This window comes from Phenylobacterium sp., assembly GCF_046290725.1.
Lineage (GTDB): Bacteria > Pseudomonadota > Alphaproteobacteria > Caulobacterales > Caulobacteraceae > Phenylobacterium.
Genome location: NZ_JBKBUH010000001.1, coordinates 1,682,352 through 1,697,595, shown reverse-complemented (window position 1 = coordinate 1,697,595; position 15,244 = coordinate 1,682,352). Strand labels below are relative to the sequence as shown.

Genomic DNA, 15,244 nt, shown 5'->3' with positions numbered 1-15,244 from the left:
GCCCGGCCCCGCGCCGGGCGTTTTCGTCTGTGCACGACCGTCAGGCCGCTGCGCCAAAGGCCTCGATCAGCGGCCGGAGCTTGCCGGTGTCCACGGGTTTATGGATCAGCGGCGCATCGGAAAACCCGTTCTCGGGCAGGGCGCCGTAGCCGGTGGCGAAGACGAAGGGCACGCCTCGCGCCTGCAGCGCCTTGGCCAGGGGGAACACCGTCTCCCCGCCCCCGAGATTGACGTCGAGCACCGCGCCGTCGGGCGGGGCCGGCTGGTCGGCGAGCCAGGCCAGCGCCGGCGCCAGGGCGCCGAAAGCCGCCACCCGGCAGCCGAGCTCGACCAGCAGGTCCTCCATCATCATGGCGACCAGCGGCTCGTCCTCCACCAGGATCACGCAAGGCCCGCTCATGCCGCGGCGATCCTTATCGAGAGCGGCGCGGCGAGCCGGAAGGCGAAGCCCTCGGGCTCGAAACTCATCTGCGCCTCGCCGCCCAGTTCGCGGGCGATGCCCTGCTCGATCAGGCGGGAGCCGAAGCCGCGACTGGCGGGCGCGGCCACCGGCGGCCCGTCCCGTTCCGTCCAGGCAAGCTCCAGGCGGCCCGGAGCCTCCGATCGGTCGACCGCCCAGACCACCTCCAGGCGACCGCCCTCGACGCCCAGGGCGCCGTACTTGGCGGCGTTCACCGCCAGCTCGTGCAAGGTCATGTGCATGGCGACGGCCGTCTCCGGCGCCAGGCGGATCGCCGGGCCGGAGATACTGACGCGGTTCCCGTCCGTCCCGCCGAACGCCTGCAGCGCGTCCTCAACCAGTTCGGAGAGATCCGCATGCCCCCAGGACTCCCGGGTCAGCATCTCGTGGGCCTTGGCCAGCGCGCCCAGGCGCCCGGTGAACGCCTCGACGAAGGCCGCCGGCGAGGCCGACCGGCGCAGGGTCTGGTCGGCGATGGACTGCACCGCCGCGAGCGTGTTCTTGCAGCGATGGTCGAGCTCGCGCAGCAGGAACTTGCGCCGTTCCAGCGCTTCGGCCAGGGAAGCCTGCATCAGGGCGCTGTCGAGGGCCGCCGCCGTGGCCCGGGCCATGATCTGCAGCTTGGCCACCTCGTCGCGGGTGGGATTGCGAGTCGTGGCCCAATAGGCGCCGATCGCCGCGATCGGGTCGCGCGGGCGGACCGGCGTCATCACCAGGCTCTTCACGAAGGTGGGGCGATACGCGTCGTGGGGAATGCGGGGATCGGCATAGATGTCGGGCACGACGGCGGTCTCGCGGTTCATCATCGCCCAGCCGGAAATGCACGCCGTCAGCGGAAAGCGCCGCCCCTTCCACAGCGGTCCGATGGCGTCCTCGTCCAGATAGAAGCACTGATCGCCGTCGCGTAGCACGAAGGCCACCCCGTCGGCGCCGGTGATGCGCCGAGCCGCCGACCGGACCACAGCGGCCACCTGGTCCACCGTCCGCGCCGAGGACAGGTCCTCGATCGTCTCCACGAGCGTGAGCAGCGGATCGCCGGCGTCCGGCTCCGAAGCCCAGGCGTCGCTGTCGACCGCCTGCGACATCAACGGCCTCCCCATGCCCATTCCACGGCGCCAAGGCCGAAAGGGCCAAGACTCGCACCGCTACGAGCAATCTGAGGTTGTTGGCTTTACCGATCGTTTGCAAGCGGGGCTTTTCTGCAGGCCCGCGCCTTTCCAACGCCGCCGCCGGTGCGCTATCACCGCATCCGTCCGGCCCGGTAGCTCAGCAGGATAGAGCAGCGCTTTCCTAAAGCGAAGGTCGGGGGTTCGAATCCCTCCCGGGCCGCCATCCTGCGCCTTCATCGCTCTTAGTGCGCCATTCGCCGCCTATGTCCGGCCCGGGCACACAGATGTCAGCGACGCGGCTTGCGGCCCAGCAGCGGCATCACCTCCACCCCGTCGCACGGGAAGATGGTGAAGTGCGGGTGACCTTCGAACAGTCGCGCGGCCGCCTCGTGCGACGGCGCACGAACGACCACAAACACCGTCAATTTGTTCACCACGTCGGTCACGCCTTCCGCCGTCGTGCGCTTGGTCGGCCCCAGAGGTCCGCCCTCGTAGACGATCACGTCGCGGTGCGCCTCATCCCACGCCGCCAGCGCCGCCAGCCCCTCCTCGTCTTTCGAGCGCTGCTCCTTATCGGTCATGGCGTACCAGGCTCGCCAACGCGGGCCGTTCTTATCGCTGGTGAACACCGCCAAATAATGACCGTCGTCTCCCATGCCCGTCCTCCTCGGTCCCGCCTTCGCCACTGATATTGAATTGCAATCGGTTTAAAGTGGCAAGCCGAAGATCCGTCCATCCAGAAACCAATTGCGATACAAAACCAGTCGGGCTAGCTTCGGCTGGTTGCACAGCGCAATCGGAGCCGCAGGCGTGTGGGAGGAAGGGAAGCGGGAATGGCCAAGCTCGTGTTCGGAATGAACCAGTCCCTGGACGGCTACGTCGACCACATGGCGTTCGGGCCAAGCCCCACGCTCTTCCGCCACTTCATCGAGGAGGCGCGGGGGCAGGCGGGCAGCGTGTACGGTCGCCAGATGTACGAGATCATGCGCTACTGGGACGATGACCGTCCCGAGTGGGATGACGACGAACGCGCCTTCGCGGCGGCGTGGCGAAGCCAGCCGAAATGGGTCGTCTCGCGCTCGTTGAAGACGGTGGGCCCCAACGCCACGCTTCTCGAGGACGATCTCGAGGGCGCGATCCGCAAGCTGAAGGCCGAGCGCGCCGGGGAGATCGAAGTCGCCGGCCCGGTCTTGGCGGGAAGCCTCACCGAACTTGGCCTGATCGACGAGTACCGGATCTACCTGCACCCGGTCGTGCTGGGCCACGGCGCGCCCTATTTCACCGGACCTCGGCCGCCGCTCCGCCTCGTGACGCATGACCGGATCGGTGAGGACGTGGTCAGGCTGACCTACGTGCCGGCTTAGTCGCAACGTCGTCGCGCGATCACGGCCGGGCCGGGCCTCCGCCAGTTCCGGATTGACTGCGGCGGGCGCCCGCCTGAGAGAGGGGCGATGACGACCTTGATCCTCAGTGTGATCGGCAGCGACCGGCCGGGCCTCACCCAGGCGCTGGCGGGCGCGGTGCTCTCGGCCGGCGGCAATTGGCTCGAAAGCCACCTCAGCCGGCTCGGCGGGCTCTATGTGGGGTCAGTGCTGGTCGAGGTGGCCGCAGACAGGGTGGAGGCGCTGCGCTCGGCCGTCCAGGCGGTGGACGCCCAGGGGCTGGAGGTTCGCATCGCCCCGGCGATCGAGGCGCCCGGCGAGGCCGGAGAGGCGATCCTGTTCAGCCTGGTGGGCCAGGACCGGCCCGGCATCGTGCATCAGGTGACCGGGGCCTTGAGCGCCCTGGGCGTCAATATCGAGGCCTTCGAGACCCGCATCGCCCCCGAGCCCCATTCCGGCGCGCCGCTCTTCCATCTGGAGGCCCAGCTGCGGCCGCCGCCGGCAGTGACCGCGGAGGAGGTGCAGGCGGCGCTGGAGGCGATCTCGGCCGAGGTCATGGTCGACATCTCGCTCGCCCCGGCGAAGGGGCGCTGAGGACGGCGCCCCGCTCGCCCCTGAGGCGAGCGCAAGGGCGCGAATCGCAACCCTGTGCATTGGTGCGCGCCGCGAGACTTCTGGCGCAGGCATCGTGCAGGGGGCGAGATGCTGGAACCGACCGCGGATACGAGCCTGTCCGACGGATATATCCGGTATTCACGCACTGTAGCCCTGACGCGCCTCCTGCTGGTGGGCGGCTTCGTGGCGCTGCTGGCGCTCTATACGCCATGGACCATGGCGGCGCTGGGCGTCCTGGAGTTCGGCCTCTATTTCCTGCTGCTGCTGGCGACCGAGGCGGCGATGCGGGCGTCCGACCGCAACAGGGCGTTCCGCACCCTGCGTTGGCGTTCGGACGTCCTGATGTTCCTGCTGGTCGCCAACGCCTGCTGGCTGGCGGTCCAGATCCGGCTCTACGGCGAGCCGCTCATGCAGGTCGAAGCCGCCCTGCTGGCGATCTGCGTGCTGCTGTTCGCCGCCCTGCGGGTGCATGTCAGCCGCCTTAGCTACGTCATCGGCGTGGCGCCGCCGGCGGCGACCCTGCTGTGGATCGCCATCGACCCGGAGGTTCCACTGCCCGGGAACCACTACGCCCTGGCCATGCTGCTGTTCGTGGCCGCGGTCCTGACCGTCACCTGGCGCCAGCAGGCGACGGACCGGGCGCTGGCGCGCGCCCTTCGCCGACTGGCCAGCCAGAACGCCGAGCTTCTCCACGCCCGGGACGAAGCCCAGGCGGCCAGCCGCGCCAGGACGCGGCTGCTGGCGGTGGCGAGCCACGAAATCCGCACGCCGCTGAACGCCCTCCTCGGCTTCGCCCAGGTCCTGCGACGCGAACCGCTCGACGCACGCCAGGCCGAGCTGGTCGGCGACATGGTCGAAGGCGGCGAGCAGCTGGCGCGCCTCCTGGACGGCGTCCTGGACCTGACCGAGCCCGACATGGCGACGGGCGCGCCGAGGTCGGCGCCGTTCGATCTCCGCCGCCGCCTGGAGGCGACGGTGCGGATCTGGCGCGCGGAGGCGGCCAAAGCGGGCGTGGATCTGGTCTTCGAAGACCTGGAGCCCGACCTCGCCTACGGAATGACCGCCGATGCGGCGAAGCTCGAGCAGGCCGTCGCGAGCCTGCTGTCCCAGGCGCTGAAGGTCACTCCGGCCGGCGGGCGGGTGGCCCTTCGCCTGGCGGGCCGGCGCGAAGCCGACGAGATCGCCGCCCGCGTGGAGGTGCAGGACGGCGGCCCGCCCATTCCGGCGCAGGAACAACCCCTGACCCTGGAGGCGTTCGACCGCACGGGGCGGGGCCGGCTGGCGGGCGGCAGCGCGCTCAGCCTGGCCGCCAGCGCGCACAATCTGGCGGCCCTAGGCGGGGAGACGGGCGTCGAGCCGGCGGCCGACGGGAACGGCGCCGTCTTCTGGTTCGCCTTTCGGGCGCCGGCGCACGAAGCGCAGGCCCAGGAGGCCGCGCCGGTTCCGACGCGGCGGCTGCGGGTGCTGGCGGCCGAGGACAACGCCGCCAACCGGCGCGTGCTGGCGGCCCTGCTCGAGCCGATCCCTGTGGACCTGGCCTTCGCCGAAGACGGGATGCTCGCCCTGGAAGCCTGGCGTGGCGGCGGCTTCCATCTCGTGCTGATGGACGCCAACATGCCGCGGATGGACGGGGTGGAGGCCCTGCGCGCCATCCGCGCCGCGGAAGGCGAGGGCGCCCGCACGCCGATCTGGATGCTGACGGCCAACGTCTTCGAAGACGATGTCGCGCGCTATTCCGCCGCCGGGGCCGACGGCGTGCTGCGAAAGCCCATCGACGCGGCGGCCTTGATCGCACTGCTGGGCGAGATCGCCGACCGGGTCGATTGACCGGATGCGACACCGCAACGCAGGATGGTGCGCTGGTTTGACGCATCAACCTTAACGGAAGGATTTACGCCTCCCCCGCTAGTCCTGGCGGCCTGATCTATCGGGGGAACTGTTCCGTGATTTCGAAGCGTAAGCCGCCTCATGGCCAAGATGCTCGCGCCAAGCTCGACCACCCTGCGCGGGGGAGCATACGGCGCGGACGCACCCGCCGCCTGGCGCTGCTCGCCCTGGCCGGCACGGCGCTGAGCTTCCCCACTGGTGGCCTCGCCTCCACCAGCCTGATCCTCAGCGGCAACTACCTGAAGATCGGCGTGAACGACAAAGGCACGCTGGGCGTGGGGGGCGGGACCTCCCCCGGCATTCTCTACGACGGAACCGGGACCGGCACGTTCAATCCGGCCTATGACTACCTGACGCCGGGATCGCCGTTCGAGGGCTTCACCTTCAAGGGCGTGGCGGGTTCCGCCTTCACCGCCACCAACAACAACGCCAGCCTGGGCGCCGCGGCGATCAGCGGGACGCTGACGAGCTATAACGGCGTCGCCTTCGACGGAGCCACCTACGACCAGCGGGCGGTGTGGACCGGAACCTATGGCGGCCTCTTCACCGTCACCCACGACTATTATTTCGACACCGACGGCCAACAGCTGAACATCAAGACGACGATCGAGGCCCTGGCCGATCTCACCAGCTTCACCTTCGCGCGCTTCACCGATCCCGACGCCGTGGCGGCGGCGGGGGACAGCAGCAGCACCAACAACTTCCGCGGCGCCACGGGCGTGGCGGAGAGCGACCTGGTCTATGCCGAAGCTCTCGTCTCCAAATACGTGATCGGCCTCTACACGAACGATCCGACCACCCACAATTCGGCGATCACCGGCTGGACGACCGACCCGGCGACCTACCTGTCGGGGACCAATGTCGGCAACGGCGACAACACCATCGGCCTGGGCTTCGACATCGGATCGCTGCTGACCGGCGGCCGCATCACGCTCACCTATCGTTACATCTTCGGCACCGACATCGCCGCGGCGGTCGACAGCAACGGCGGCGGCGGCACGCCTGCGCCCGAGCCGACTCCACCGCCGAACATCGACACCACGACGCCCTACACCGTCGACCAGCTGGTCTCCGGCCAGGTGAAGCCGGTCTTCGACGGCGGCGTGCTCACCCTGGGCTCCTCCGGCTCGGTGGCGACCGACTTCACCATCCTGCCCGCGGGCGGGAAGATCGACACCTCGGGCCATGAGCTCACCCTTTCCGGCGTGCTCTCGGGCTCCGGCGGCCTGACTAAGACCGGCCCTGGCGTCCTGACCCTCACGGGCGAGAACAGCTATACCGGCTTGAAGATCGAGGGCGGCGTTCTCGCCTTCGGCTCGCCGGGGTCGCTCGGCGCCTCCGACGGCCAGATCGTGCTGGGCGAGGGCGGAACCCTGCAGCCGCTGACCAATGCAGTCATCGTCAATCCCTTGCAGGCGAACGGCGGGGCGCTGGACACCGGCGGCCACAACGTGGTGCTGGACGGCCCGCTCACCGGGGGCCTGCTGTTGAAGACCGGGTCCGGCACGCTCACCCTGAACGGCGCCAACAGCCACGAGATCCTGGAGATCGGCGGCGGCGCGGTTCTGGCCGGCTCCGCACAGAGTCTCGGCGCCAGTAACGGCAAGATCGTGCTGCACGCCGACAGCGGCTTCGGCGTGGGCGGTTCCATGAACATCGCCCAAACCATCGAGATCAAGGGGGAGAACGCCCGCTTCGACACCGGCGCGAACACCGTAGTCCTGACCGGGGGGCTTTCCGGCTCCAACTGCTTCATCAAGGCGGGCGTGGGCCACCTGAACCTGATGGCGGCCGGCTCCAACGCCATCGGCGCCTGCGTGCAGGAAGGCCAGCTCAGCTTCAACAACGTCTTCACCGGCAACGTCTGGGTCGATCCGGGCGCGGCCATGGCCGGCGCGGGCCAGGTGAACGGGAACGTGCTGGTCGGCGGCACGCTCTCGCCGGGCAATTCCCCCGGCCGCCTTGTGGTGGCGGGCAGCGTCACCCAGGCGCCGGGTTCGACCCTGGTGATCGACATTGACGGCCCGACCCCGGGCGTGGGCGCCGGACATTACGACACCCTGGTCCTCACCGGCGCCGGCAGCGTCTACACCGCCGGCGGGACGCTCGCGCCGATCACCCGGGGCATCACCGGAGAGGCGACCAACACCTATACCCCGCGGATCGGCGACACCTTCCAGATCGTCACCGCCCAGGGCGGAGTGACCGGCGCCTTTTCCGAACTGGTCCAGCCGGCCCAGGGCATGCCGGCCAACGCCCGCTTCGACGTGGTCTATACGGCCAACGCCGTGATCCTGGCGGTGACGCCTCAGAGCTACGCGACCCTGGCCGGCGCCGGGCCGCTCAACGCTCAGGCGGTGGGCGCGGCGGTGGACGGCATTCGCAACGCCTCGGGCTCGTCGGCGAGTTCCGCCGCCGGCGCCTTCACCCTGGGCCTCCTGGGCCTGGACGAGGGCCAGCTCGCCTCGACCCTGCATCTGGCGGCGGGCGAGATCCACGCCGGCGGCTTGGACGCTGCGCTCCGCAATGCGCGTACGATCCGCAGCCAGGCCGCGGCGCGGATCGGCCAGGGCTTCGGCGACGGCCGGCGCGTCTGGGCGGACGTTCAAGGCGACCGCTGGAAAGTGGAGGCCGATTCCCGGGCCGCGGGGTACCGCAGCGACGGCCTGGCCGTGACCGTGGGCCTCGACCGCATGCTGACGCCGAACCTGCTGGTCGGCGCAGCGCTCGGCTATGGGGAGACGGACGTGGACGCCGGCCTCATGGGCCAGGCCCGGTCGGCGACCTATCAGGGCCTGGCCTATGCCGGCTGGCGCTCGGGCCCCTACTATGTGGACGGCGTCGTGGCCGCGGGCGTCGACAGCCACAAGACCACCCGCACGGTGGACCTTTCGACCGGCCGCTACAGCCTGACCGCCAAGCCGGACGGGGTTTCGGTCGCCGCCGACCTGGAAGCCGGACGTCGCCTGTCGATGGGTCCTGCGGGCCTCACCCTGGCGGTCGGCCTGGCCGGCGAGCGGGCCGAGCGCGACGCAGTCGCCGAGACCGGCGAGGCCTTGGCCGCGCTGCGGTTCGAGGAAGCCACGCGCGAGAGCCTGCAAGGCCGGATCGGCGCGCGGATCGACGGCCAGGCGCAACTGCGCGGGCTGACCGTGACCCCGCAGGCTTCGGTGTTCGTGCGCCAGGAGTTCCAGGATGCGGCGAGCCGGCTGTCGGCCGAGCTGCACGGCGCAGGCTTCGCCGTTTCGGCCGCATCTCCCGGCAAGACCAGCCTCGAACTGGCGGCCGGCCTGGACGCGGCGGTCAGCGAACGCGCGAAGCTGAGCGTGGGCTACCGCTACGGCCAGTCCAGCCGGGCCGAAAGCCATGCGGTCGGCGTAACCGGCTCGATCCGCTGGTGAGGTTGCCGGGCGGGGAGCCGCTCAGGCTCCCCGCACCTTCGGTGACGCCTATTCGTAGACGAAGGCCGGATCGTCGAGGTCGATCTTCGGCAGCTCGTTCTTTTCGGCCCAGTAATCCTGGTTGTGCTGCCACTCGGGCTTGTCGCCCCGCTTGGGCATCCGGTCCATGCTGCGCATCAGGTAGCCGGGATTGAAGTTCTCCGGATCGATCCAGGATAGGATCTGCATGTCGGCGTCTTCCGGCCGCAGGGCGACCATGACCTTCTTGGCGCCCTTTTCCTTCATGTGGCCGAGCAGCCGGCAGACGAAGTCGGCGACCAGGTCGACGCGCAGGGTCCAGCTGGCGCGGAAATAGCCGAACACCCAGACGAGGTTCGGCACGCCGGTGAACATCATGCCGCGGTAGTTGACGGTGTCGGCGAAATCCACCGGCTTGCCGTCGACCGTGAAGGGGATGTCGCCCAGCACGCTGAGCTCGAACCCCGTGGCCGTGACGATGATGTCGGCCTCCAGCACCTCGCCGCTCTTCAGGCGGACCCCGTTCGCCACGAACCGGTCGATCTCGCCGGTGGCCACAGAGGCCTTGCCCGAGGCGATGCCGTGGAACAGGTCGCCGTCGGGGACGAAGGCGATCCGCTGGCGCCAGGGGCGATAGCGGGGGGTGAAATGGGTGTCGACGTCGTAGTTCGGTCCGAGGAAGGCGCGGACGCCGGCCAGCAGTTCCTGCTTCACCGCCTCCGGCTCCTCGAACGAGCGGCGGGTGAAGGCCGCCTGGTCGAACAGGCGCTTGCGGCGCACGATCTCGTGGACCCAGGCCTCATCGACTTCCAGCTCGCGAAGCGTGTCAGCCAGTTCGTCGGCATTGCGCCCGGGAATGAAATAGGTCGGCGAACGCTGCAGCATGGTCACGTGGGCGCAGTCGCCGGCGATGTTCGGCACCAGGGTGGCCGCGGTGGCGCCCGAACCGATCACCAGCACCTTCTTGCCGCGATAGTCGAGGTCTTCCGGCCAGGTCTGGGGATGGACGATGGGACCCTTGAAGTCCTCCATGCCCGGCCAGTCGGGCGTGTAGCCCGTCTCGTGCTTGTAATAGCCCTGGCACATCCAGAGGAAGTTGCAGGTGAAGCGGACCGTTTCCCCAGTCTCGGCCCGGACCGCTTCGACGGTCCAGAGGTTGTCCTGGCTCGACCAGCTGGCCCCGACGATCTTGTGGCCGTAGCGGATGTGCGGGCCAAGGTCATTCTCGGCGATCACCTCGCCCATATAGGAGAGGATCTCCTCGGCGGTGGCGATCGGCGTGCCCGTCCAGGGCTTGAAGCGATAGCCGAAGGTATAGAGGTCGCTGTCGGAGCGGATGCCGGGATAGCGGTGCGTGATCCAGGTGCCGCCGAAGGTCTCCTTGGCCTCCAGCACCACGTAACTGGTGTCCGGCCGCTGGGTCTTCAGGTGATAGGCGGCGCCGACGCCGGATATGCCGGCCCCGACGACCAGGACGTCGAAATGTTCGGTTTTCACGGCGGCCGGCCGCTCGAGCGTGGTGGTCGTCACAAGTAGTCCCCTCCCCAGGGTTTCGCCCAATCTGGCGACCGATATCGGCCGCTGCCTTGATGCAGATCAAGGATAAGTTACCAGCGATAATATATCCGGCGAATTTCCGCGCGCAATCGCTTCCGAACCGAGCTCAGTACGAGCGCGGCAGGCCCAGCACGTGCTCGGCCAGATAGGACAGGATCATGTTCGTGGAGATCGGGGCCACCTGATAGAGGCGGGTCTCGCGGAACTTGCGCTCCACGTCGTACTCCTCGGCGAACCCGAACCCGCCGTGGGTCTGCACGCACATGTCGGCGGCCGCCCAGGAGGCGTCGGCGGCCAGCATCTTGGCCATATTGGCCTCGGCCCCGACATTGGCGCCGGTCTCGTAGAGCTCGGCGGCCTCGCGCACCATCAGCTCGGCCGCACGCATCTGGGCGTAGGCCTTGGCGATGGGGAACTGGACGCCCTGGTTCTGGCCGATGGGGCGCTCGAACAGCACCCGCTCGCGTGCATAGCCGGAGGCCTTGGCGATGAACCACTTGGCGTCGCCGACGCATTCGGCCGCGATCAGGATTCGCTCGGCGTTCATGCCCGACAGGATGTAGCGGAAGCCCTGCCCTTCCTCCCCGATCAGGTTGGCCGCCGGCACGCGCATGCGGTCGAAGAAGACCTCGGTGGTGGCGTGGTTCATCATGGTCCGGATCGGCCGGATCTCGAGCCCGTTCCCCAGCGCCTGGCGCATGTCGACCAGGAAGACCGACAGGCCCTCGGTCCGCTTCGCCACGTGCTCGCGCGGGGTGGTGCGGGCCAGCAGCAGCATCAGGTCCGAATGCTCGGCCCGCGAGGTCCAGATCTTCTGGCCGCTGACCACATAGTCGTCGCCCTCGCGCACCGCGGTCGTGCGCAGAGATAGCGTATCGGTGCCCGACGTCGGCTCGGTGACGCCGAAGGCCTGAAGACGCAGCTCGCCCGAGGCGATCTTCGGCAGGTAGCGGCCCTTCTGCTCCGCGCTCCCGTGCCGAAGCACGGTGTTCATCACGTACATCTGGGCGTGGCAGGCCGCGCCGTTGCAGCCAGCCGCCTGGATTTCCTCCATGATCACCGCCGCCGCGCGCAGGGAGAGCCCGCTGCCGCCGTAGTCCTCCGGGATCAGCGCGGCCAGGAAGCCGGCCTCGGTAAGGGCCTGCACGAACGCGGTGGGATAGGCCCGCTCGCGATCGAGCGCACGCCAGTACTCTCCGGGAAAGCCCTCGCACAGGGCGCGCACGGCGCGGCGGATCTCGGCGAGGTCCTCAGGCTCGCGCGCAGGCGGAAGGGCGGTCATGGCCGAGCTTGTCTCCGTTGGGCGTGCAGGAGACTTCTGCGGCGCCGGGCGCAGCGGGGCAATCCGGACGCAAGGTCAACCTTGTGCGGGCCTCGCCCGAACAATGGCCGCCGCAGCGGCGACCAGCAGCAGGATCGCGACTCCGCCGCCGGCAATCAGGGGCAGACCTCCGCCCTCGGACCCTGTGGGGACCGGCAGTGGCGGGCCCACCGCCGCGGCCGGCAAGGCCTCATAGGCGCGGATGTAGTCGACTTCGATCCGCGCGGGGAACGGCGTCGAGTCGTTCGGCGGCCCGGACCAGCCGCCGCCGACCGTCAGGTTGACGATCATGTACATCGGCTTGTGCAGGTCGGGCGGGGTGGCGACCTCGCCCGTCTTCCGGCCGTCGAAATAGAAGCTGATCCTGTCCTTCTGCCAGTCGACGCCATAGCGGTGGAAACCAGCGGAGAGGTCCGGCGTCTTGACCGTGACGCCGTCCTTTTCGTGCTTGCCCGTCGCCTTGGTGTGGACGGTCGAATAGAGGGTGGTGGTGTCGTGGCCCAGCACCTCCAGCACGTCGATCTCCGGCGGCCAGGACCCGTCCTTGGGCAGGAGCCAGAAGGCCGGCCACAGACCCTTGCCGGCCGGTAGCTTGGCCTTGATCTCGAAATAGCCGTACTGCTGGGAGAAGCTGTTGTAGGAGTTGATGAATCCGGACGTGTAGGGGAAGTCGTCCACGTACTTGGCGATAGCCGGATCGGTCCTGGCGGCCTCGATGGTCAGGACCCCGTTGTTCACGCGCCAGGGCTTGACCCGCTCCGTCGCCTTGAAGCGGTGGTCGATGTACCACTGCTGGTCTGGTACGTCGCCGAAGGTCGACTTGGCGCCGGGCTTGTCCCACTTCTCGCGGTACCACCAGGTGGTGGACCAGGTCCCATTCTTGCCGCTCCACAGGCTGAGCGTGTCGAACTCGTCGGCGAAGGTGAGCTTGGCCGTGCCGGCCAGGTTGTTCGGGTCGATGGCCAAGGGGTCGCTCCCGCTACGCACCGGATTTCAACGCCGCCAATGGGGCCAGGTCATGACGTCGGCTGTCGGACCGCTCCGCCGGAGCCGCCGAACCGCACCCCCAGCCAAGCCAGCAGGGCCTGCGCCCCCGCGCCCGCCAGGACGAACAGGAAGGGCTCGATGTGCATGCGATAGCGCGCATGCACGGCGGTGGCCACATAGGCCAGCGTCAGCAGGAAGAGCGCCGCCAGGCCGAGCGCCACGACCGCGCCGTCCAGCTTTCGCCGCTCGCGCCAGAGCACGACCAGGCCGACGAGCGCGAGCAGATTGGCGACCACCCAGGGCAGCCGATAGGCGATCCCCCCCGTGACGTCCCTGTCGGTCCAGTCGAACCCCCAGAGCAGCAGCACCTTGTTGAGCGAAAGCTCCAGCAGCCGGCCGGGCGGGACTTCCGCCATATAGGCCTCGAACTCGGCCATGTAGGCGTCCTGCAGGTCCGTCTCGAACCGCGGGCCGGTGGGGACCGAGAGCGCGATGCGGTCCCGGGCGGCGTCGCCGGGGCCGTCCGGCGGCTCCTCGGTCATGTTGCCCGAGCCGTTGGTGTAGGGGTTGAAGCCCTTCCAGAGATTGTAGCCAGTGCTCTGGGCGACGGGGATCACCCGCTCGAAGAGCAGGTAGTTCCGCACCACCCAGGGCGCCAGGATCACCGCCATGGCCAGCGCGCCGACCATCCCCACGCGGAACACGTCGGCCAGGCTGCGCCGCCAGAGCGCGCCGAGGCCTAGCAGTGCGGGGCCGGCGATCAGCATCTCCGAGCGGTTGAGGGCGGCGAGACCGCACAGGGCGCCGCCCAGGGCGGCGTCGCGCCAGGCGACCCGCTCGCGGCGGGCGATGCGCGCCGCGACCAGCACGATGGCCAGCAGCAGGAAGACCGCCAGGTTGGTGTGGTGGTAGGTGGCCGTCACGAAGACGAAGGTGGGATAGACCGCCATCAGGCCCGCCGCCAGGAACGCCGCCCAGCGCGAGAGGCGCAGGGCCAGGGCGAGACGGAACACCAGCCACACATTCGCCACGCCGAGCGCCAGATTGACCGCCAGGAAGAGCGCCCGCGCCGTCGACCCGTCGCCGAAGAGATGAAACAGGACCAGCCACAGGTAGCTGAGCAGCGGCGGCATGTAGGCGGACGGATAGGCGCCGCCGCTCTCGTCGGGATAGCGCAGGCAGAGATCGGAGCCGTTGCGATAGGCGCACTGCGCCTGCTCGCCATACTCCCAGATCTGCACGCCCGGCGAGATGTCGCCAAACAGGGCGAGCGCCGCCAGCCGCGCCGCCAGAGCCAGCAGCAGGGCGAGCGCCAGAAGGCCGCCCGGCGTGCGCCTGTCGAGAAAGTCTGCGATCGCAGCGGCCATGCCGGCGTCCCTCCGGTCTGTCTCGGCGCCGCCAGAAGGAAAGCCCCACGCGCGCCTGTCAACCGCGGTTCGGCGACAAGCGCCGGTTGCCCGGCGGCTGGGCGGTCTTCGCGAATTTGCAACACAGGGATGCGCATTCCCTGCCCCGACAGCCGTCTGGCCCTTGGTGCGCGGCGCGGGCTGTGGCTTCAATCGGGTTCGGCCGGAGCGTGAGATTGAAAAAGCTGGTGATCGCAGGGGCCGCCGGGCTGGTGGGCCAGAACCTCGTGCCACGGCTGAAGGGCGCCTATGACATCGTGGCGATCGACAAGCATGCGGCCAATCTGGCGGTGTTGCGCCGCTTGCACCCCGACATCGAAGTCATCGAGGCCGACATGGCCGAGCCCGGCCGGTGGCAGGAGGCGGTGGCGAACGCCGAGGCCCTGGTCATGCTGCAGGCCCAGATCGGCGGCCTCGACCCCAAGCCCTTCGAGCGGAACAACATCGCCTCCAGCCGGCTCGCGCTGGCCGCTGCGGAGGGGGGCGCCTGCCGCTACCTCGTCCATGTGAGCTCCTCGGTGGTGAACTCCATGGCCGTGGACCTCTACACCGAGAGCAAGAAGGCGCAGGAGGCGGTGGTGGCCGCCTCGTCCATCAAGCATGTGATCCTGCGCCCGACCCTGATGTTCGGCTGGTTCGACCGCAAGCATCTGGGCTGGCTTCGCCGCTTCATGGACCGGGCGCAGGTGTTCCCGGTGCCGGGCGACGGCAAGTTCCTGCGCCAGCCGCTCTATGCGGGCGACTTCGCCGCCATCTGCGCCGCCTGCGTGGAGCGGGAGATCGAGGGCGCCTACAACATCTCCGGCCTGGAGACGATCGACTACATCGACCTGATCCGGCTGGTCCGGGAGGTGACGGGCTCGCGGACGCCCGTCGTGAAGATCCCCTTCTGGCTGTTCGGCGCCCTCTTGCGCGCCTACGCCCTGGTCGATCGCAACCCGCCCTTCACCGTGGCGCAGCTGAAGGCCCTGGCGACGCCCGACGTGTTCGAGGTGATCGACTGGCCCGGCATCTTCGGCGTGCAGGCCACTCCTTTGCGCCGGGCGCTGGAGGAAACCTTCACGCATCCGCAATACGCTGACGTGGTGCTGGAGTTCTGAC

At 69.2% G+C, this 15,244-nt stretch carries 12 protein-coding genes and 1 tRNA gene; 6 read left to right on the top strand and 7 right to left on the bottom strand.

Annotated elements, in window-relative coordinates:
* Positions 1-40: 40 nt before the first annotated feature.
* Positions 41-400 (bottom strand): response regulator, encoded by a 360-nt coding sequence (locus tag ACK41C_RS08870; RefSeq protein WP_409652920.1) that lies wholly within the window; start codon positions 398-400, stop codon positions 41-43.
* Positions 397-1,545 (bottom strand): sensor histidine kinase, encoded by a 1,149-nt coding sequence (locus tag ACK41C_RS08865; RefSeq protein WP_409652919.1) that lies wholly within the window; start codon positions 1,543-1,545, stop codon positions 397-399. The genes ACK41C_RS08870 and ACK41C_RS08865 overlap by 4 nt, the downstream gene beginning before the upstream one ends.
* A 170-nt stretch (positions 1,546-1,715) precedes the next feature.
* On the opposite strand from ACK41C_RS08865, the gene ACK41C_RS08860 reads away from it, so the two are divergent.
* Positions 1,716-1,792 (top strand) — tRNA-Arg (locus ACK41C_RS08860).
* A 64-nt stretch (positions 1,793-1,856) separates the two neighbouring features.
* Here the strand turns inward: ACK41C_RS08860 and ACK41C_RS08855 are convergent.
* The gene (locus tag ACK41C_RS08855; protein ID WP_409652917.1) at positions 1,857-2,225 is read right to left on the bottom strand and encodes a hypothetical protein; all 369 of its coding nucleotides are present in this window, start codon (positions 2,223-2,225) and stop codon (positions 1,857-1,859) included.
* Positions 2,226-2,402: 177 nt separating this feature from the next.
* Here ACK41C_RS08855 and ACK41C_RS08850 point away from each other — a divergent pair, with 177 nt between their 5' ends.
* The 4 genes from ACK41C_RS08850 to ACK41C_RS08835 all read left to right on the top strand — a co-directional run bounded on the left by ACK41C_RS08850 (position 2,403) and on the right by ACK41C_RS08835 (position 8,854).
* Complete coding sequence (locus ACK41C_RS08850; protein WP_409652915.1) at positions 2,403-2,933, top strand: dihydrofolate reductase family protein; 531 nt, start codon at positions 2,403-2,405, stop codon at positions 2,931-2,933.
* Between the two features lie 87 nt (positions 2,934-3,020).
* The gene (locus ACK41C_RS08845) at positions 3,021-3,545 is read left to right on the top strand and encodes a glycine cleavage system protein R (RefSeq protein ID WP_409652913.1); all 525 of its coding nucleotides are present in this window, start codon (positions 3,021-3,023) and stop codon (positions 3,543-3,545) included.
* Between the two features lie 108 nt (positions 3,546-3,653).
* Positions 3,654-5,393: a response regulator gene (locus ACK41C_RS08840; RefSeq protein WP_409652911.1), complete on the top strand. Its 1,740-nt coding sequence runs from the start codon at positions 3,654-3,656 to the stop codon at positions 5,391-5,393.
* Positions 5,394-5,509: 116 nt separating this feature from the next.
* Positions 5,510-8,854 (top strand): autotransporter domain-containing protein, encoded by a 3,345-nt coding sequence (locus ACK41C_RS08835; protein ID WP_409652910.1) that lies wholly within the window; start codon positions 5,510-5,512, stop codon positions 8,852-8,854.
* A 48-nt stretch (positions 8,855-8,902) separates the two neighbouring features.
* Here the strand turns inward: ACK41C_RS08835 and ACK41C_RS08830 are convergent, their stop codons facing one another.
* From ACK41C_RS08830 to ACK41C_RS08815, 4 genes are all read right to left on the bottom strand, one after another.
* Entirely contained in the window at positions 8,903-10,402 is a 1,500-nt protein-coding gene (locus ACK41C_RS08830) for a flavin-containing monooxygenase (protein WP_409652908.1), read from the bottom strand.
* Between the two features lie 133 nt (positions 10,403-10,535).
* Complete coding sequence (locus ACK41C_RS08825; protein ID WP_409652906.1) at positions 10,536-11,711, bottom strand: acyl-CoA dehydrogenase family protein; 1,176 nt, start codon at positions 11,709-11,711, stop codon at positions 10,536-10,538.
* 75 nt (positions 11,712-11,786) lie between these two features.
* On the bottom strand, positions 11,787-12,716 hold the full coding sequence (locus ACK41C_RS08820; RefSeq protein ID WP_409652904.1) for a glycoside hydrolase family 16 protein: 930 nt from the start codon (positions 12,714-12,716) through the stop codon (positions 11,787-11,789).
* A gap of 50 nt (positions 12,717-12,766) precedes the next feature.
* A complete protein-coding gene (locus tag ACK41C_RS08815) occupies positions 12,767-14,104 on the bottom strand; it encodes a glycosyltransferase family 39 protein (protein WP_409652902.1) in 1,338 nt (445 codons plus the stop codon).
* Positions 14,105-14,319: 215 nt separating this feature from the next.
* On the opposite strand from ACK41C_RS08815, the gene ACK41C_RS08810 reads away from it, so the two are divergent.
* A complete protein-coding gene (locus ACK41C_RS08810) occupies positions 14,320-15,243 on the top strand; it encodes an NAD-dependent epimerase/dehydratase family protein (protein ID WP_409652900.1) in 924 nt (307 codons plus the stop codon).
* The last annotated feature ends 1 nt before the right edge of the window (position 15,244 follow it).

Coding starts and splice junctions, on each gene's coding strand:
- ACK41C_RS08870 (WP_409652920.1), bottom strand. CDS start 400: ATGAGCGGGCCTTGCGTGATCCTGGTGGAGGACGAGCCGCTGGTCGCC.
- ACK41C_RS08865 (WP_409652919.1), bottom strand. CDS start 1,545: ATGTCGCAGGCGGTCGACAGCGACGCCTGGGCTTCGGAGCCGGACGCC.
- ACK41C_RS08855 (WP_409652917.1), bottom strand. CDS start 2,225: ATGGGAGACGACGGTCATTATTTGGCGGTGTTCACCAGCGATAAGAAC.
- ACK41C_RS08850 (WP_409652915.1), top strand. CDS start 2,403: ATGGCCAAGCTCGTGTTCGGAATGAACCAGTCCCTGGACGGCTACGTC.
- ACK41C_RS08845 (WP_409652913.1), top strand. CDS start 3,021: ATGACGACCTTGATCCTCAGTGTGATCGGCAGCGACCGGCCGGGCCTC.
- ACK41C_RS08840 (WP_409652911.1), top strand. CDS start 3,654: ATGCTGGAACCGACCGCGGATACGAGCCTGTCCGACGGATATATCCGG.
- ACK41C_RS08825 (WP_409652906.1), bottom strand. CDS start 11,711: ATGACCGCCCTTCCGCCTGCGCGCGAGCCTGAGGACCTCGCCGAGATC.
- ACK41C_RS08815 (WP_409652902.1), bottom strand. CDS start 14,104: ATGGCCGCTGCGATCGCAGACTTTCTCGACAGGCGCACGCCGGGCGGC.